Consider the following 17,338-nt stretch of genomic DNA (forward strand, 5'->3'; position numbering starts at 1 on the left):
CCTCATTTCTGTGCGCATGCACTGCGCGCCGCGCCGGCATCGGCGGCAGTGATCATCAGGTGATATTTCACGGCCACGGTGAGATATCTGATGGCGTAGTCACATTGGAATGCAGCGTTGGGGGGAAGCCAGGTGTCGAGGCCTTGATCGGACTTCGATTGGTTTGCTTTGCCCTGGGAGGCAAGCAAGTTGACGTCCGTGTCGTTGGCGAAGTTCACCCTTTGCTGCGGAGTCCAATTCGCTGCCCCCGCATCCCAGGCTCTCGAAAGTGCCACGACATGTAATCCGTAACTAGTAGGTAGTGCCGTTGACATCATCCTGGGTCTCCGTCCACGGATCCGGGATATGTGGGCGACGGTGTTATCTGCAGGCAGCGAGGCATGCCGATGACACCGCCGACACGCACCGTTCGGGTGCATCGAATCAGGCAGGGCCGGGCGTAGCTTCGACTTCAGACGAACGGGAGCGGGCTGATGGCTAGAGCGCAACGTGTCACTCTCAGCGACGGTGCAACGACCTGGACGGTGATCGACAGATCGTTTGGTCTCGTTGAGCCGGTCGAGGCATACCTCGAGTACGGGCGGCAAGTCGACTTCCGGCCGAACACGACCCGGGCCTACGCACAGAGCTTGGCCCAGTGGTGGTCGTTCCTGGAGGTGACCGGCAGGTCGTGGGATGCGGTGAAGCTGCACGACTTCGGCGACTTCATCTCGGCTCTGCGCTACGGCGAGCTGGACTCTCCGATCCGCGAACTGCGTCCCCATCCGACGCTCAGCGACAGCACGGTGAATCTCCGCATGCGTGCAGTGATGAGTTTCTACCGCTACCAGGCCGACAGCGGAACGGACGCTGCGCCGTTCCTGTGGAAACAAGCCCAGGTCCGATCGGGACGCTACCTCTCGTTCCTCGAGCACGTCACCCGGCGAGCGCCGCGGAAGCGCGCCGCCATCCGAATCCGCGCCGCCCGCAAGACCATTCCGATTCTGACGCCGACCACGATCGACGCCCTCCAAGATGCCGAGGCCACCTACGACCCAACACTCGTGGAATGGCGAGGTGACCTGCGATATCGGTTCCTGTGGGCAGTCCTGTCGGAATCGGGCATGCGGATCGGTGAAGCCCTCTCGTTGCAGCACCGCGACTGGATTACCGGGATCGGTGGCAAGAGCGCCCGGGTCGCGATCGTGAGCAGGGCGCACCCGCACGGCCTGTCCGCCAAGTCCGGGGAGCGCGAGGTCCACATCGGGTCTCGGCTCGACCGGCTCTATGCCGACTACGTGTGGTGGCTGTGCGACCGAGGCGCCGATGTCGCCCTCGGCGATTGGGACAGTAGCTACATCTTCTGCAACGTGCTGCGGAACCCGCTGTTCGCGCCGCTGCGCACCGAGTCGGTCTATGCGCACTTGCGCTCGATGAAGCATCGCAACGCCGATCTCCCGAACCTGATGACACCGCACTGGTTTCGGCACACCCATGCCACTGCACTGTTGCTGGCGGGGAGCCCCGTCCACACCGTCAGCCGCCGCCTCGGCCACGCGAGCGTGCAAACCACGATGAACATCTACGGCCATGTCACCGAGGACGCCGAGCTGGCGTCGGTAGCGAACTGGCGCGAATACGTCGCCGGATGGGAGTATCCGAATGTCTAGCCCCGCAAACGATCCCGCGTTCACATCCTGGCCGCGCAGCCCCAAGAGACTGCACCAGATCGATCCGGGCTTGGCACTAGCGGACATGTTCGACCCCGCAATCGCCCGCAGGCTCTGGGACTCTCTGCCCGAAGAATGCCGCAGCGATCACTTCGACAAGAAGACGATGCCGGCGCACTACCGACCGGCGATCCGCGAAGTCAGTGCGGGCAGCAGCAGCGGCAGCGACTGGACCGCCTGTTACCTGAATTTTCGGGGTCTCCCTGAACCTATGACCTGGGAAGTTGCCTGGATCATTCACCGGTACATCGAGTTGGGACGGTTCATTCGCATCGTCGACGCGAACGCCGTCTTCATCTTGCTGCGCGCCGCGATCCGCCACGGGGACGACGAATGTCGGTCGGCGCAATCGCTGCTGCACCGTTCGCCCGACGAGTGGGTGCGATCCGCGCGGAAGGCGCAGATGCTCGGCGAGAAGATCGGTGAATTCGCCTTCAAAGAAGGTACCTACCGTCTTGGACACATGGTCGCAGTACTCGGATATGCCTATCACCGCGGCCCGTGGTGGGAGCTGAACGTCTGGAATCCGAGCCTCGACCCGAGGGTGCCTCAGCGAGACCACGAGCCTATCGGATCGACGACGATGCACTTCACCAACCTGACCAGCCTCTGGATGCGCGAGGGAGCGAAGTACTGGCTCTCGGCGGGCCTGAGCGCGGAGAGGTACTCGTGGAGCACGATCAAGTCGCGCCTGGATGCCCTGAAATGGCTGCAACGCTACATCGACACCACCGCCGACCAGGGCCCGTGTCTGACTACCGATCCACACCGACTGCGGGGCTTCATCCGAGGGTTCTGCGACATGCTCCTTGCGCACCGCATCGAGTCCGGACCGCGCGCAGGCCGCCCTCTGGCGAAGAACCCACGCCGCCAGATCATGACCGCCATCGAGCAGTTCTACCAGTTCATGTATGACCACCGGGATGAAGCCGCCACCGAACTCGGTATCAGTGCCTGGGCCACTCTGCGGCCCGAGCACTGCGTGCTGTTCCGCCCCGAGGACAAGCCCCGCCTCACCAACGTCAAGGCACACGACATGGTCCTCGAAGACGGTGTCATGCAGCAGATCGCCGAGGGCAGTGGGCTGCTCGCGCAGCCAGTGCAGGAGGGCGGGCTCGGCGATCTGCAGGCCTTCCACATCATGATGCTTCTGCTGCGCACCGGCCGTCGCGCCAACGAGGTGCTGATGATGGACTTCGACCCGCTCGAACCGATGCTGCGCAATTCCGCGGCTGGCGATCCTGACGGCGCTGGATTCGTCGCCCGGATGCGGTATCAACAGACCAAGGTCGAACCGAACGTCGCACCCTCGATCCCCGTGGACGACGAGATCGTCACGATCATCCGAGCGCAGCAAAAGCATGCCCGCGAGATGATGGCACACTTCGGAAACCCTGGTGTGACGCCGAAGTACCTGTTCCTCCGCACGACCCGAAACCGGATGGGCGACAAGCCTTACCCGATGACGACAATGCATCTGCGGTTCAGCAGGCTCACCAGTCTGCTCGACATCAGCGACTCCGTCGGCCGACGCGTCGCTGTCTCCAAGACACATCAGTTCCGGCACACCGCGGCGACCAACCTGATCAACGCCGGAGTGCCGCTTCACGTCGTGATGCGCTACTTCGGGCACGTTTCGCCGGACATGACCTTGCACTACGCCGTGACCTCTGCGCAGACCATGGAAGAGGAATTCCTCCGCTACAAGAAGGTCACCCGTGACGGGCGCACCGCCACGATCGACAGCTCCGACCTCTACGACCTGATCCAGCTCGACAAGCGAGCTGATCGCATCTTGCCCAACGGTTGGTGCGCGCTCCCACCGAAACAGTTGTGCGATAAGGGAAACGCCTGCCTGTCTTGCTCGAAATTCGTCACCGACTCCACTCATGCCCCGCAGTTGCGGACCCAGCTCGCCGACACGGAAACACTGATCGAACACCGGCAAGCAGTGTTCACCGCGAAGTACGGCGCCCCGATGGACGAGACGAACATCTGGCTGCAAGGCCGCCAGATCGAGGTCGACTCGCTTAACCGGATCCTGCTCTCGATCAACGATGTCTCCGCCGCCGACAAAGCGGTTCGCGGTCCCGGAACCACCACCTAGAGCAAGGAGAACCAGCCCGTGCCCGAACATCTCACCGCCGCAGCGCGAGCGCGCCACACCGAGACCAGAGCCCGCGCGGACGCGGCGCTGCTGGCACTCAGCAATGCAGGCGAACCGGTCACCTTCGCGGCCGTCGCTCGCCGCGCCAAGGTCTCCACCGACTTCCTCTACAACCAGCCCGACCTGCGCACAAAGATCAACGACCTCCGCACCCAGCGGCCGCATCGCCGAACCACTCCAGAACAGATTGCCGAACCCGAACAGCAGTCCGCATCGTCCGCGGTCAGGGCGCTGTCCGCGCAGCTCAAGGACCTCAAACGCCGACACGCCGAAGAGATCGGCGAGTTGCGCACGGCGCTCGCGGTCGCCCACGGTGAGAACCTCGCACTGCGGCGACGACTCGCCGACTCCAACTAGCGCCCTGCAGGTAAGCGAATTCACCGCTCGTTCACGAAACACGACCCGCCGCCTCGGCATTGGAGGGAAGCCCCTGGCCGGGACACGTCGACAAGACCGCGGCGATCGCGTCTTTCTCCGCATTGGTCACCCACAACCGATACCGGAGTTTGACCGCGACCTGACGAGCCACATAAGCACATCGGAACGCCTTGTTCGGAGGAAGCCACGAGGCGGCATCGGAGTCACTCTTCGCCGAGTTCGGAGCCTGCGTAGTAGCGATGAGATTGAGCGGATCATTAGCCAGATCGACCCGCTCGGCGACCGACAACTGCTGCGCACCCTTCTGCCACGAATCACCAAGTGCAACGACATGCTCGATCGGGACGAGCGGCGAAGTCGTCTCCCCTCGAACGAAATTCACCGTGGTCCCGGTATACGGATCGTGAAGGACTCCCGACTGCACCACGCACGGCGGCGAGGCCACACCCGAGCGGTCCTTGCACGTGATGTCCACAAGGTCACGGGAGAGTATGTCCTCGCGTGTGCTCAGCGAGTTCCCGCCCCACATAACGGTATTCGTATCAGTCCACGCTATACCGAACTCGCTTCGCGCATAACCCGTCTTAGGCGCACGCCCCTTCACCGCAAGCTCCTCCAGCGCCGACAGTGCCTCATCGACCTGCGCACCCGGCGCAGAAGTTCCCGACACCGGAGCTGCGAATACCGCCCCGCCATCAGGCCGATGGACCGAGCAACCAGACACAGCGACAACGAACGCCGCAGCCGCCACCGCGACCCCGGTCACGCGCTGGCGCATCACAAGGCCACCACAGCACTCAGCAGCATGTCATCGACACAGTAACCAGCAGAAAGAGGAAGACTCCTTGACAAAGCTGCTGATAAGATGTGGTCGATCTGAATGGCCGAAGGATTGGACGTGGAGAACGCGATATCGGTTCCGGTGTACGGGTCGTGAAGCGTGCCGGCGATAACTTTGCAGTCGCGAGTTCCGGGCTTGAATGCGACATCGACAAGTTGAATTTTCAAGACGTCATTGCGTGTTATCTCTAGCGCCGCATCAGGATGAAGGCACGGTAGGCACGGCGTGTCGGTCGCCCTGTCCCTCATGGTTATCTAATAGCGTCTATATCACAGGTGGGACAGCCATAGGAGTGGCGATGTCGTGTGCTGTAGAGAAGGTCATTTCACCGACGACGGGGCAGTCGGGTTGGGTGATCGTGGACGAAGAATCCATGCGCCCGGTCGCGGAGGCTTCCGAGTGGGTGCTGTTCATGCAAGGCGCCGGAAGGTCACCTCAAACAATCCGCGCATCCCTCTCTGTCAGGATTTAGTGAGACACTCGGAGGCAACCGAGATCACTCGCTGAGGGCATGAAACGAGCACCACCGATGAGCAGCCCGAACCCCGAAACACCGTCAGATTCGCCGGCGGATCCTGCCCCGAAACCGACCCGCAGAACCTTCACCACTGAATACCGCAACCGCATCCTCGACGAATACAACAACGCCCCACACGGAGAGAAATCTGCAGTCCTGCGCCGCGAAGGTTTGTACCAATCTCAACTCCGAGAATGGGCCCAAGCCAGAACCGCAGCGGCCGGGAAGTCTCGACCGAAAGCGGTCGCCCATCCCGACACCGACGCCGCGACACGTAAGGAAATGGCCCGACTGACACGCGAGAACGCTCGTCTGGCAAAGCAATTGACGCAGACGGAGGCCGCGCTCGAGATCATGGGAAAACTTCACGTGCTCTTGGAATCCATCTCCGAGAGCACGGACACACCGCCCTTACCGAAGACGCACTGAACAGCACATTCGCCGACCTGCGAGCCGCCGAAATCCCCACCAGGCGATCCTGCATCCTGATCGGGCGATCCCGCGCCACCCACTACCGTCACCAGCAACCACCCGTTCAAGGTCCCCGGAAACCAAGACCCATCCCGGACAACGGCCAAGCGCTCACCGCATCCGAGCGAGCGAAAGTTTTGACCGTCATCAACAGCGACAAGAACGCTGACCTGGCCATATGTCAGATCTGGGCGCGGGAACTCGACGAGGGAAACTACTGGTGTTCACTGTCGAGCATGTATCGGATCGCCGCCGCGGCCGGACAAAACCGTGAACGCCGACGAACAGCGACACATCCACCGAAGGCGATCCCCGAACTCCTCGCCGACGGACCTTCACAGGTCTGGACCTGGGACATCACCAAACTTCGCGGGCCCACCAAGGGCGTGTGGTTTCACCTGTACGTACTGATCGACATCTACTCTCGCTACAACCCGTCGTGGATCGTGGCTGCACACGAAAGTGCTGAATTGGCAGCTGAATTCATTGCGGAAGCAATCGAGCGCAACGGCATCGCCCCGCACACCGTCCACGCGGACCGCGGCACTTCGATGACCTCAGGATTGGTGTCGGAACTGCTCACCAACCTCGGCATCACCCGGTCGCATTCACGACCGCGAGTATCGAACGACAACCCGTACTCCGAGTCGCAATTCAAGACTCTGAAATACCTGCATGATTTCCCGACTTCGTTTGCATCACTGGATGATGCACGAGTGTTCTTGGAAGGATTCTTCAACGAGTACAACCATATTCACCGTCATTCGGGAATTGCCTGGCATACGCCGGCGTCGGTGCACTTCGGGACCGCTGACGCGGTCGACGAGGCCCGGCAGATCACTCTGAACGAGGCTTACGTCGCGAACCCTGCCCGGTTTTCGCGCCGGCCAAGTCCGCCCGAGATGCCGACCGTATTCTTCATCAACGAACCGGTCTCGGAATCGCAGATCAACTGAACGTCACTGTCTCACTTGACTTGACACATAGCGCATACGTTCCTCGGGTCTGTTGGTTCTTGAACTGGACTGCCGGTCGCGGACTGGATTGGCACGAGATTCGTGTAGGTGAACTCACTCGTTTCAAATTCGCCGTCGAACACACCCCAACCGTCCACTACCGGCTGCGCTCCGGCAGATCGGTCAACGCAGTGATGACCGCTGTCGTCGAATTCCTCAGGTTCTGCGGAATGCGTGGATTGGTCTCCGCAGATGTTGTTTCTGGGCTGTCCCAGCCCAAGTACCTGGCCTACGCACCCCGCGATTTCCACGAAGGTGAATCCGGTCAGCATCGGCTGATTCGTGCCAGAACCCTCAAAGCGCCGGAAGTCGTAAAGCCTCCGGAAATTATTACTGAAGAACAGTTTTCGCATGCTCTGAACTCCGCGAACACCGAACGAGACCGTTTTCTGGTGCTGTTGCTGGTTCGTTCCGGACTCCGAATCGGAGAGGCATTGGGTTCGCGCCGTAGCGACCTGCATTTCCTTCCGACCTCGGTTCATCTGGGATGCCAGGAACGTGGACCTCATGTTCATGTTGTTCGGCGTGAAGGCAATTCGAACGGTGCCCGCGCTAAAGGACAATCCCGAGTCGTACCGGTCAGCGACGAGGTGGTCACTCAGTATCGCGAGTACCTTCTCGAACGAGACAGCGTGCCCACCGCAATGACCTCGGACTTCGTGTTCGTCAACCTTCTCGGGCATCACGCCGGTTCGCCGATGTCGTATTCGAACGCAAAACAGATTGTGGAAAGGATCGGCAACCGTGCCGGTTTCCGATTGCGGCCCCACATGTTCCGGCATACGGCAGCCACAATCTGGACGCGCAACGGCACCGGTATCGACGTGGTTCAGTCGTTGCTCGGTCATGTGAGCCGAGCATCGACCGCGATCTATCAACACCCCGACGCGGAGGACCTGAGGGCGGCAGTGGAAAGAGTGGGCATATGAGCATCACCGCTCTACCCGTCGAGTCAAGAGCCCTCTCGACTGGAAACGAACAGACCTGGAAAGCGTGGTTGATCGAACGAATCGACCCGCAATGGCGAGTCGCGGAATGGGATTCACGCCGACAGGTATTCACCGGAGACGTCGACAACGAAATGACAGCGGTCTATCTGTGCCGAGTCGACCGATGCATGACGGTCGTGGAAATCTTCGACCGCCGTTGCAGGCGGTGCGAACGCCACCGCAAGCTCAACGGGACCTCACCTTCATTCTTCGACCGGACATTCGACCCCGATTCGGTTCCACGAAGAGACGAAAAAGCCTTTTCGAAAGTCGATTTCGAACTCAGTGAGGTGAACGGCACTGTTGCGGCGGAGATTATTTACGGAGTGCAGCAGCGTGACCGTGATCAGATCATCTTGGTTCCGATGCGGATCCGCAGCATAGTTTCCCACCTCCCACCGGATTGTCGCTCACTGCTCGATGTCGCCGGAAATCGCCAGTTCGAGAAGGCACTCGGAGCTGCAGCCGGTGGTGTGTTCCGGTCGTTGGTCACACATCTGCAGCGGGCGCACGTCGTGTACTCCGGTACTGATCCCACCATGGCCGACGTGTGGAAACCTGCCGTCGTGGGCCTGCAAGCTGCTCCGGACCGGCGATACAGTGCGGCCGGTGGCGTTGTGGACTTCCGAGAGATCAGACAGCGATGGCTTCGAGAGATCACCAAACAATTCGGCCGCGAGGTACGCCCACCCGTGACGACACTGCGGCACACCGTTCATGCCGCCGAAATCGCTTCACGGCAACTCTCGCTGCGCACGAACGGCGATCACCCCGAACTACTCGACCACGGTGACATGAGCGCTGTCGTCGAGGGTTTCCGCACCAGCGCCGATCGAGAGGGCAAGCCCCATTCCTTCACCCATCGACGATCATTGCTCGGGTGGTGGCGCCGACTTCTCGAGTTCTCACGCCGCACGGGCGCAATGGATGACATCCCCGGCTCCTTCGCACTCGATCTGCGTTCGCACACAATTGCCCAGGTCGAGACCAGCGAGGACGACTTCGGACGCACGATCCCCGAACATGTCATCGCACAACTCGATCAACACCTCGAGCTGCTGGGTAGGCACTCCACGTACTCCGCGCCGGGCTGGAACCCTGACGACTACGCCATGATGTATCAGACGGTCTACCAGATCATCCGGGACACCGGTCGACGCCCGAGTGAGATCGTCGGGCTCAAACGCTCATGCCTGGACTGGGTCGACGGCAAGCCCACACTCGTCTACGACAACCGTAAACGTCGCAGAATGGGGCGTAGATTGCCGATCAGCACTGCAACGGCAACCGTGATCGACCAATGGCTCGACCACCTTCAATCGCTGTCTGTTCCGGACACACTGTGCGACTGGCTCTTTCCCACGCCGGGAACCCGCAACAACATTCGCCGCGGGCACTTGAGCGGTGCGCAGTTCGGGTCCCGGGCCTTCGCCATCTGGATCGATGCAATCCCGGAACTTGTCGACGAAAGACTCGACGATGACGGAAACCCAGCTCTCTACGACAGATCAATGATCACTCCTTACGGATTGCGGCACTCCTACGCTCAGCGGCACGCTGACAACGGCACACCGGTGGACGTCCTACGCGAATTGATGGATCACCGCAGCGTCGACACGACCATGGGATACTTCTCCGTCACACTCAAACGTAAACGCCAAGCCACCGAGGAGATTTCGAAGTTCGCGATCGACAGGCACGGACGACCGGCGGGATTCACGTCGGTAACGGAGTACGAGCGACAGTCGGTGGCCGTGCCCTTCGGAAACTGCACCGAACCCTCGAACATCAAAGCCGGCGGCCAACACTGCCCGATCCGATTCCAGTGCGCAGGATGCTCCTTCTACCGACCGGACCCGTCCTACCGGCCCGCAATCGAGCAGCATCTCGCAGAGCTGCGCACAGACAAAGAAACTGCAATCGCCACCGACTCCGCGTCGTGGGTGATCACCAACTTCGACGCCCAAATTCACGCGTTCACGGACGTCATCTCGTCGATGGACGCAATGCTTGCCGACCTGCCCGCAGACCAACGCGCGGTCATCGACAACGCCTCCCGCGAACTGAGGAAAGCGAGGACCGCAGCTGCCTTCATACCGCTCGAGTCCGTAACCACCCACACGAACGAGGACGAACAACGATGACTGCCGATGACCGTGACATACGAACCCAACGGCTCATCGCCTCCCGTCGACGTGACAGCGCTGACAAACAACGCAGAACGCTGACAGTCATCGCCGACCTCTCATCCGCTGGCGAACGCATCAACATCAGCGAAATAGCGCGTCGCGCAGGCGTTTCTCCATGGTTCATCTACAACACCGCAGCAATTCGAACCGCCGTCGAACGCGCCACAGAAGAGCACTCCCACACCGCCACCAGAAGCAGCGCCGGACGCACGTCCGCTACGGCGGACAGTCTTCACGCCGAACTGTTGATGGCGCGTGAGGAAGTTCGGGCGCTACGAACGGACCGAACCAAGCTCGAGACCAAAGTGCAACTACTACTCGGCAACCAACTCGAACACCTGCCGCACGACACACTGCTCGCCCGTATCCACGAGCTCGAACAGATAGCAGCCGAGCTGCGCTCGGACCTCGACTCCGAACGCAGACGCGCCGACACCATGACAACACGAACCGAAGAACTCCAGGACGAGCTCACCGCCGCCCGCGCCTCACTCAAAAGGATGGTTCAAAGCGTTTCTCCAGCACGACGAATCGAAGCAATTGAATCGCCCTGGGTCTGATGGAGGCTCTGGCTATTTGATTTCAACCAAGGCCTGCTCACCCTGCTCAGTAGCGTAGAACGTCTTCTCGTACTCTGCTGGCGGGATGTCGCCGCAGTGACCATGCAGCCGCCTGTGATTGTGCCAGTGCACCCACGACAGTGTCGCCAGTTCCACGTCGTCGATGCTGCGCCATGGACCAGGATGCGTTGGGCCGTAGATGAGTTCGTACTTGTAGTAGCCGTTCACGCTCTCGGCGAGAGCATTATCGTAGGAATCGCCCACGGTCCCGATCGACGGTATTGCACCGAGTTCGGCGAGCCGTTCGCCGTAGCGGACCGAGGTGAATTGACTGCCCGCATCGCTGTGGCAGCGCAGCCCGGTCAACCGTGTGCCGCGACTGAAGCGGGCCATCTCGATGGCGTCGAGCACTACCTGGGTGCGCATGTTCGCCGCGACGCGCCAGCCCACGATCATCCGAGAGTAAGCGTCGGTGATGAAGCAGACGTAGCCCATTCCCGCCCAGGTCGGGACGTGGGTGAGGTCGGTGACCCACAGTTGGTTCGGCTCAGTCGCAGTGAAATCCCGCCCAACCAGATCGGGGTGCCGATCCGCCCCGGCCGTTGCTCGGGTGGTACGCACCTTCTTCCCTCGCCGCACACCAGCGATCTGCTCGGCACGCATCAGCCGCGCGACCTGGTCACGGCCGACATCGATGCCCGATCTTCGGGCTGCTTTCCACAGCTTCCGCACCCCATATACCTGGTAATTCTCCTCCCACAACCCCCGTAGCGCCGGCCGCAACCGGCTATCGGAGACCGATCTAGCTGACGGCGGTCGGCTTTTGGTGGCGTAGTAGCTGCTCGGAGGTATCTGCAAGGCCTTGCAGATACGCTCGACCCCAAGCCTCCGACCCGCGATGACATCGCCGCGATTGGCATCGATGAACGCGGTCATCTCTTGTGCTGGCGGCCCTGCTCCGCCCGAAGAAAGACGCCGCACGCTTCAATATCTCGTTGGCGCGCTGCAGTTCTCGGATTTCCTGCTCGAGTTGCTTGATCCGATCGGCCTCGGCGGTGCTCACTCCCACAGTCAGACCGTCATCGATATCGGCCTGCTTGACCCACGACCTGACGGACTCGACCCCGTAACCCAACTGCGAGGCAACCCGCGCTGTCGTCCCATGCTCGGTCCCCAGCTCGGCCCGCAACGCCCGGACCATCCGCACCGCACCGGCCTTCTCCTCCGGCGAATACCGCCGCATCGTCGGCCTCCCTGACACCCGTTCATTCGGCATGCTTCCATCCTCGTTTCCAAGGCCAGAAGTCTCCACCGAACCCAGAGCGATTCACAATCGGCACATAAGAACACACCCCAGCAAGCATCGGAATCTACGCGGAACTGTGAATCAACACGCGGACAATACGGCAGACATCGCATCCTTCTCTGCTTGAGTCACCCACAGGCGGTAGACCGACTTCACCGTGATCTGCTTCGAGACGTAGGTGCATCGGTACGCCTTGTTCGGGGGAAGCCAGGATGCGGCATCGGAATCAGACTTCTTCGCGTTCGTCGGTCCATCCACCGGGATCAGATTTCGGGGATCGTTCGCCAGATTCGTGCGCTCCTGAAGACTCAATTGTTGCGCACCCTTCTGCCACGAATCGCTCAACGCGACCACATGGTCAATCTGAACCGCAGTCGAAGTATCCTGTCCCCGAACAAAATTGATCGTCTTTCCAGTGTAAGGATCAGCCAACGTGCCAGAGAGAACAACACATTGCTTCTTTCCTTCTTTGAAGACCACGTCAGTCAGCCGCGAAGCCAACAGATTATTGCGCGTATCGCACCCGTCATGCCCGAACTCCACATCGACATCATCAGACCATGCCTGACCGAACTGATCTCTGCTGTAACCAGTTTTCGGAGCACGCCCCTTCACCGGAAGCGTCTCCAACAGCGCAACGGAAGAAGCCACATCAACATCGTGCTGACCAGGGCTATCCACAGACAACGATCCTGCTGGGATCACATCCGCCAACGTCGTACTGCAACCGGAAATCGACAACCCGACCAAGGCAGTGACGGCAACCAGGAGGGAACGGGAACGCACCAAGCGACTATGCAACGTGAAACTCCTAAATCATATGCAGTGCAGAGGATCTGCACTCTTATCAACAAAACTCATGAGGATGATTGTCGGGAAATCCCGACATCAGACCAGGTGTGCTACACATCCACCGAACCCAATCAACCGGCCACGTGCGTGATTGAACATGCCATCGTCCCTATCCGTGCGGTCGAACCGGTCGACCGTCACACGAACTGACCATCGTCACTCACATAACTCACACCGTCGACATCGAACAATGGGGGCCTACCAGCAAGGTTTTGAGATATGTCAAAACTGCGTGCAGATAATGCGTGTGTCACAACCATTTCTGGCCAGGGGTCCGTCGTACTTGTCGGTCCATGCCGTGCCGAAAACGCAACTTTCTCTGAACAAGAATTCAAGCTTGGTAATCATGTGGAAGTCCTTCCCGAGATCGATCCGAATCCAGGCATTCCGAGGTCAGTTGTTGCCGATCCTCGTTTCATCGTGGCATCGACCTGTGCGATCTTGTCCCTGACTCCGGTGTAGCTGACCTGCAGTCCTTCGACTTCACCCAGCCAGCCTTCCTGTTTGGCTTCGATGATGCGGGCTTCGAGGTTGTCTCGGATTTCTTCGAGCCTGCCTCGCTGCGTTGGATCCGGCCGCAGGAGTGAGCATCTGACGCAAGCATGCTCATGGATGCAGGGTGTGCCGAACGACCGTGCGCAGGTCCCGACCGATACTTTCCGCTTCTCGAAATGAGACAAGAACGCATCCCATTCCTCGTCGGTCGGTGTCCGGTATTCCTCACTGGGTCTCATCGAACGACGACGCGCGATGAACGCTCGATGCGCTTCGATCGTTTCCGAGGGGTAGACGGCCTTGTAGCCCATCGTCGTGTCAATTGTCTTGTGCCCGCAAATAACCTGTGCGATATGGGGTGGCAGGCCGTTCATGATCGCGTCGGTGACGAATATTCGCCGGAAGTCGTGGGGCTGAAACATCAACGGATCGCCACTGGCATCGGTGAGAGCTGCCACGGTGAGCGCATTGATGAGGAGCTTGCGGACGAAACTCGGTGGGATCGCTCGGCGTTCGTTTCCGATTCCCCGCTGAAAGAGCAGCGGCATCGGCGGATTCCACAGCTTCTCCTGCGTATCGTAGGCAGCCACGAGCGGTATCGATCCGTTGGGTTGCCGCGAACGCTGAACTACCGCACTGAGGACTTCCGCAAGCTCGGGACTGACCAAGATCAGCCGCTCGGTATCGGTCTTCGATGGAGCTATCTGCAGCAGCGGAACCAGTTCACCGGTACTAGGTAGTCGATATTCGGTGATGCTGTGGTGACTGAGCTCGAGGAGCTCTTCATGACGGATACCGCTGAGCCGCAACACTTCGATAGTGGCGAATGCCCAGAATGCTTCCTCGTCCTCGTAGGTGAGATCGCGGCGAACACCGGTAACAGTATTGTCGGCCCATACGACGCGGCCAGTTCCCCGACGGATCAAGGATCGTCGCAGTTCTCCGTCGGTTCCCGCGATCACCTCACCTGGTTCGGTGTTCTGCGCCGCAACAAGTAGAGCCGCTGCGGCCGCGCGGCGGTCAGCTGCGGACCGAACCAACTGCGACAGGACAGGCAATCGCTCGCGAGTGCGCTGATCCATCCGCGCTTTACGGTGTTTGAGTTCCTTGCCTCTTTTGACCTCGGCGTCGCTGATCGGGCAGGGCGCCACCCACTGCGCCCAGCGTGCCGGATCTTCGACGGCCCAGTGCGCGAGGTCGAGATAGAACGCACGCACTTGCAACAGATTGTCTTTGTAATTCTTTCGGGGCGAAGTTGTTTCGTGCTTTCGTCCCGCCGCGTCGACGGCGGTGCGTGTGATCGATCTCAGGTCGTCCTTCCATGCTCGGGCAACGTCAGGCGGCAGCGCCAGGGTGTCGATACCGGGGGCGAGTGTCTCGACGCGGCTCCAGAACAGCCCGGCGAGTCCTCGGGCACGAGAGTTGAGACTGGTGTAGTCCAGCGCGGGTTGACGCTCGCGCAGATAGTCGATGAGCAGAGCTCGGATCGGTTGGTTCTCGATCGGGTAGCGGTCGACGAGTTGTTCGATCGTCAACTGTCCGACCGGAGCGCCGAACGCACGGATGCTGTGTGGTGCATCCTCGGGAAAGATGCCCATCGCACGTAGTCGCAGGTAGAAATCGATCTTCTTCTGACCGCGGCGGGAGTGCACCTGCGCCATCGTTTCGATCAGCTCCACGCAATCGCCGACAGTGATCTCCGCGACCGTCCCGCCTTTGGATACCAGCAGGGTCGCGATTCTGGTCGCTGCGATTCGTGCATCGTCTCGCGAGGTATCCGGCTGAGTGGCAGCAAGCTCGTCCAACCGCGCGAATCCGTCCGGATCTCGCAGCTTTGCCATCATCGGCGCGAGAAACGGGTGCGCCCGGGAGAGCATCCACGGCAACTGCGGCCGGATCACGTCCAGGCACAGCAACATCAGCAGTCCTGCAGCCAGGTCGTTGCGATCATGTCTGACAGGGCGCCCGTGTCCGGCAATCCATTCCACCGGGAGATCGGCCCAGGAGGTTGTCGCGCCGTAACGAGACCCGCGGATGTTCTCGGCGCCGCTGGCGAGCCACCGGGCTTGCCAGGTATCGCCTGGCACCGAAGCCAACCAGGTCAGTATCTTGATCACGCCCCGGTGCCGTCCGGCTCGGGTGGTGACCGCAGCCTCAGCAAGCACCGAGCAGTTCAGTCGGGCCTCGACCTCCTCAGCAGAGGCAGCGGTGTGCGGCCACCAGAGTTCACCTTCGCGTGGTGGAAACTGTTTGTGCAGTTGGCGAATCCTCGAATGCGGCACCGGTGTGACCTCGAAGCGTTCCGGGCGGGTCATGTGCTTGACGGCAGTGCTCACAACGGCCTCCCGAACAGCACGCTCAACGCTGCCGGATCGTATCCAGGAGCAGGAGGCGGCGACGGAGCCCGCGGATGTTCCCGCTGATCAGCAGTACGAGCGTGGTGGGCCAGGACGCTGGCGATCACCTCGTCCTTATCGGGTGTCAGATAAATTTCGGTCGTCGACAAATGGGCGTGCCCCAACACCTCTTTGACCTCCACCAAGGACAAGTGCGGGTCGTTGGCCATCCGCCTCGCTGCACTGTGACGTAAGTCGTGCAGAGTCCAATCCGAACCGAGGGTAGCATTCGCACGCTCGAACATCCGATGCGCCGCATGGTAATTCAACGGGCGGCGAGGCCTTCGCAGTGTCCACCACAACGGTTGCATCCGTCCGAGTGGCACCTCGCCCCGCAACTGCTCCTGATACAACCGCAACCAGACGAACGCGTCCGCCGACGCGGGTACCTGCTCCACCGCACGTGTTCCCTTGCGCACCACAGTAATCAACTGCTGCCCCGGGTCGACATCGCACTCGCGGACTCCCAACAGCTCCGACGCTCGCACCCCCGATGAAATCCAGAACGCCACCAACGCCCGGTCCCGATCCGACGACAACGCCGCGAACAACTTATCGAACAGATCCTCGGGAATCGCTCGGGGAATCCGCTGCGAGACCCGAGGCCGGTAGCGCCCCACACGCTCAGGTGCCCAATGATCCATCGGATTGTGGTGCGCATGAGCCCGTCTCGACCGGCGAGAGAGATCGAGAGGGAACGGATTCAGAAGCGGGCCAGTCCCCGCGTCCCGATGAAAATCGTAGAAACTTCGCAGCACCGTCTCACTGTGCGCCACTGTCGCCGGCGAGTACCCGGCCCCCAGAGCCGGTTTGCCGGTGACAGGATTCGGCGATGCCGCAGCAGTAGCAGCCGCCTCGGCGCTGGCCGGCACCACTGATCCTTGTCGTGCCTTCGCCGTCAACTGGATCCAACAACTGAAATCGCGGGCATCGACCCGATCGGCACGATCCCACGCCACGTCCACAGCGTGAAGGAACCGCCACCATCTGAGCAGATCCATACCGTACGAACGCACCGTCGCCACCGACCTCCCGGAAGCGATCAGCTCCCGGAAGAACACCTCGACGGACTCCACTCGTTCACCGTCGCTGCCCTGCAAGACGTAAGGCTCCGCCGCCTGACCTGTCGCTATCAACCGACCCACTCGGGCCACCACAAGCCCCGACAGATCTCTCGAACTTTCCCCTTCGCTCATGTCCGCAAGCTACCGACCCACATCGACCCCACCCCTTCAGACCTGCACCATTCGGCATTTAGTTCAGTCAACGGGGCTTCTCCTGTGCCGCAACCTCTTTCGTAACCAGGGATGTTCGGCAACTTGTCGACGACAGTCACCGATCCGAGCAATTCGTCGAGGCGAGGTGTCGACTCGTCGGCCAGTTGTGCGACCACGAGAGGTGCAGCAGGTGCACTCGTCTCCATTCCCGTCCAGGGGCCGCCCTGAGCAACCG

General features: G+C 60.8%; 16 protein-coding genes. 9 read left to right on the top strand and 7 right to left on the bottom strand.

Going from position 1 to position 17,338, the window contains the following annotated elements:
• Nucleotides 1-2: 2 nt before the first annotated feature.
• Entirely contained in the window at nucleotides 3-275 is a 273-nt protein-coding gene (locus EHW12_RS32345) for a DUF1524 domain-containing protein (RefSeq protein WP_241199213.1), read from the bottom strand.
• Nucleotides 276-473: 198 nt separating this feature from the next.
• Between EHW12_RS32345 and EHW12_RS32350 the strand changes: the two genes are divergently transcribed.
• The 3 genes from EHW12_RS32350 to EHW12_RS32360 are packed head-to-tail and all read left to right on the top strand — an operon-like array spanning nucleotide 474 to nucleotide 4,233.
• Complete coding sequence (locus EHW12_RS32350; protein ID WP_042445344.1) at nucleotides 474-1,649, top strand: tyrosine-type recombinase/integrase; 1,176 nt, start codon at nucleotides 474-476, stop codon at nucleotides 1,647-1,649.
• Nucleotides 1,642-3,816, top strand: a complete 2,175-nt coding sequence (locus tag EHW12_RS32355) for a tyrosine-type recombinase/integrase (RefSeq protein WP_080726510.1) — start codon at nucleotides 1,642-1,644, stop codon at nucleotides 3,814-3,816. The genes EHW12_RS32350 and EHW12_RS32355 overlap by 8 nt, the downstream gene beginning before the upstream one ends.
• Nucleotides 3,817-3,834: 18 nt before the next feature.
• Nucleotides 3,835-4,233 (top strand): DUF6262 family protein, encoded by a 399-nt coding sequence (locus EHW12_RS32360; RefSeq protein ID WP_042445338.1) that lies wholly within the window; start codon nucleotides 3,835-3,837, stop codon nucleotides 4,231-4,233.
• A 31-nt stretch (nucleotides 4,234-4,264) separates the two neighbouring features.
• Here the strand turns inward: EHW12_RS32360 and EHW12_RS32365 are convergent, their stop codons facing one another.
• On the bottom strand, nucleotides 4,265-5,032 hold the full coding sequence (locus EHW12_RS32365) for an HNH endonuclease family protein (RefSeq protein ID WP_042445334.1): 768 nt from the start codon (nucleotides 5,030-5,032) through the stop codon (nucleotides 4,265-4,267).
• Nucleotides 5,032-5,262: an HNH endonuclease family protein gene (locus EHW12_RS32370; RefSeq protein WP_241199214.1), complete on the bottom strand. Its 231-nt coding sequence runs from the start codon at nucleotides 5,260-5,262 to the stop codon at nucleotides 5,032-5,034. The genes EHW12_RS32365 and EHW12_RS32370 overlap by 1 nt, the downstream gene beginning before the upstream one ends.
• 131 nt (nucleotides 5,263-5,393) lie before the next feature.
• On the opposite strand from EHW12_RS32370, the gene EHW12_RS34880 reads away from it, so the two are divergent.
• The 6 genes from EHW12_RS34880 to EHW12_RS32395 all read left to right on the top strand — a co-directional run bounded on the left by EHW12_RS34880 (nucleotide 5,394) and on the right by EHW12_RS32395 (nucleotide 10,837).
• Complete coding sequence (locus EHW12_RS34880) at nucleotides 5,394-5,567, top strand: hypothetical protein (RefSeq protein WP_164490670.1); 174 nt, start codon at nucleotides 5,394-5,396, stop codon at nucleotides 5,565-5,567.
• 57 nt (nucleotides 5,568-5,624) lie between these two features.
• Nucleotides 5,625-6,041: a transposase gene (locus tag EHW12_RS32375; RefSeq protein WP_030537394.1), complete on the top strand. Its 417-nt coding sequence runs from the start codon at nucleotides 5,625-5,627 to the stop codon at nucleotides 6,039-6,041.
• A gap of 179 nt (nucleotides 6,042-6,220) precedes the next feature.
• The gene (locus EHW12_RS32380) at nucleotides 6,221-7,039 is read left to right on the top strand and encodes a DDE-type integrase/transposase/recombinase (protein WP_081377669.1); all 819 of its coding nucleotides are present in this window, start codon (nucleotides 6,221-6,223) and stop codon (nucleotides 7,037-7,039) included.
• Nucleotides 7,040-7,098: 59 nt separating this feature from the next.
• Complete coding sequence (locus tag EHW12_RS32385) at nucleotides 7,099-8,028, top strand: tyrosine-type recombinase/integrase (RefSeq protein WP_082920791.1); 930 nt, start codon at nucleotides 7,099-7,101, stop codon at nucleotides 8,026-8,028.
• Entirely contained in the window at nucleotides 8,025-10,232 is a 2,208-nt protein-coding gene (locus EHW12_RS32390) for a site-specific integrase (protein WP_058037609.1), read from the top strand. The genes EHW12_RS32385 and EHW12_RS32390 overlap by 4 nt, the downstream gene beginning before the upstream one ends.
• Nucleotides 10,229-10,837, top strand: coding sequence for a DUF6262 family protein (locus EHW12_RS32395; protein ID WP_064445081.1), 609 nt, complete (start codon nucleotides 10,229-10,231; stop codon nucleotides 10,835-10,837). The genes EHW12_RS32390 and EHW12_RS32395 overlap by 4 nt, the downstream gene beginning before the upstream one ends.
• A gap of 12 nt (nucleotides 10,838-10,849) precedes the next feature.
• Here the strand turns inward: EHW12_RS32395 and EHW12_RS32400 are convergent.
• The 4 genes from EHW12_RS32400 to EHW12_RS32420 all read right to left on the bottom strand — a co-directional run bounded on the left by EHW12_RS32400 (nucleotide 10,850) and on the right by EHW12_RS32420 (nucleotide 17,082).
• Nucleotides 10,850-12,113 (bottom strand): IS3 family transposase gene (locus EHW12_RS32400; protein ID WP_241199215.1). Its coding sequence is split into 2 segments (ribosomal slippage): nucleotides 10,850-11,801 and nucleotides 11,800-12,113, totalling 1,266 coding nucleotides; the frame shifts between segments, so codons are not numbered across the junction.
• Nucleotides 12,114-12,224: 111 nt separating this feature from the next.
• Nucleotides 12,225-12,929: an HNH endonuclease family protein gene (locus EHW12_RS32405; RefSeq protein ID WP_174519535.1), complete on the bottom strand. Its 705-nt coding sequence runs from the start codon at nucleotides 12,927-12,929 to the stop codon at nucleotides 12,225-12,227.
• A gap of 410 nt (nucleotides 12,930-13,339) precedes the next feature.
• Nucleotides 13,340-15,826 carry a site-specific integrase gene (locus tag EHW12_RS32415; protein WP_011133408.1) on the bottom strand — a complete coding sequence of 829 codons (2,487 nt, stop codon included), beginning with the start codon at nucleotides 15,824-15,826 and terminating at the stop codon, nucleotides 13,340-13,342.
• A complete protein-coding gene (locus EHW12_RS32420; RefSeq protein ID WP_011133407.1) occupies nucleotides 15,823-17,082 on the bottom strand; it encodes a site-specific integrase in 1,260 nt (419 codons plus the stop codon). Before EHW12_RS32420 ends, EHW12_RS32415 begins: the two co-directional genes overlap by 4 nt.
• Nucleotides 17,083-17,338 lie beyond the last annotated feature (256 nt).

It is taken from the genome of Rhodococcus sp. NJ-530, assembly GCF_003860625.1.
Classification (GTDB): domain Bacteria; phylum Actinomycetota; class Actinomycetes; order Mycobacteriales; family Mycobacteriaceae; genus Rhodococcus_F; species Rhodococcus_F qingshengii.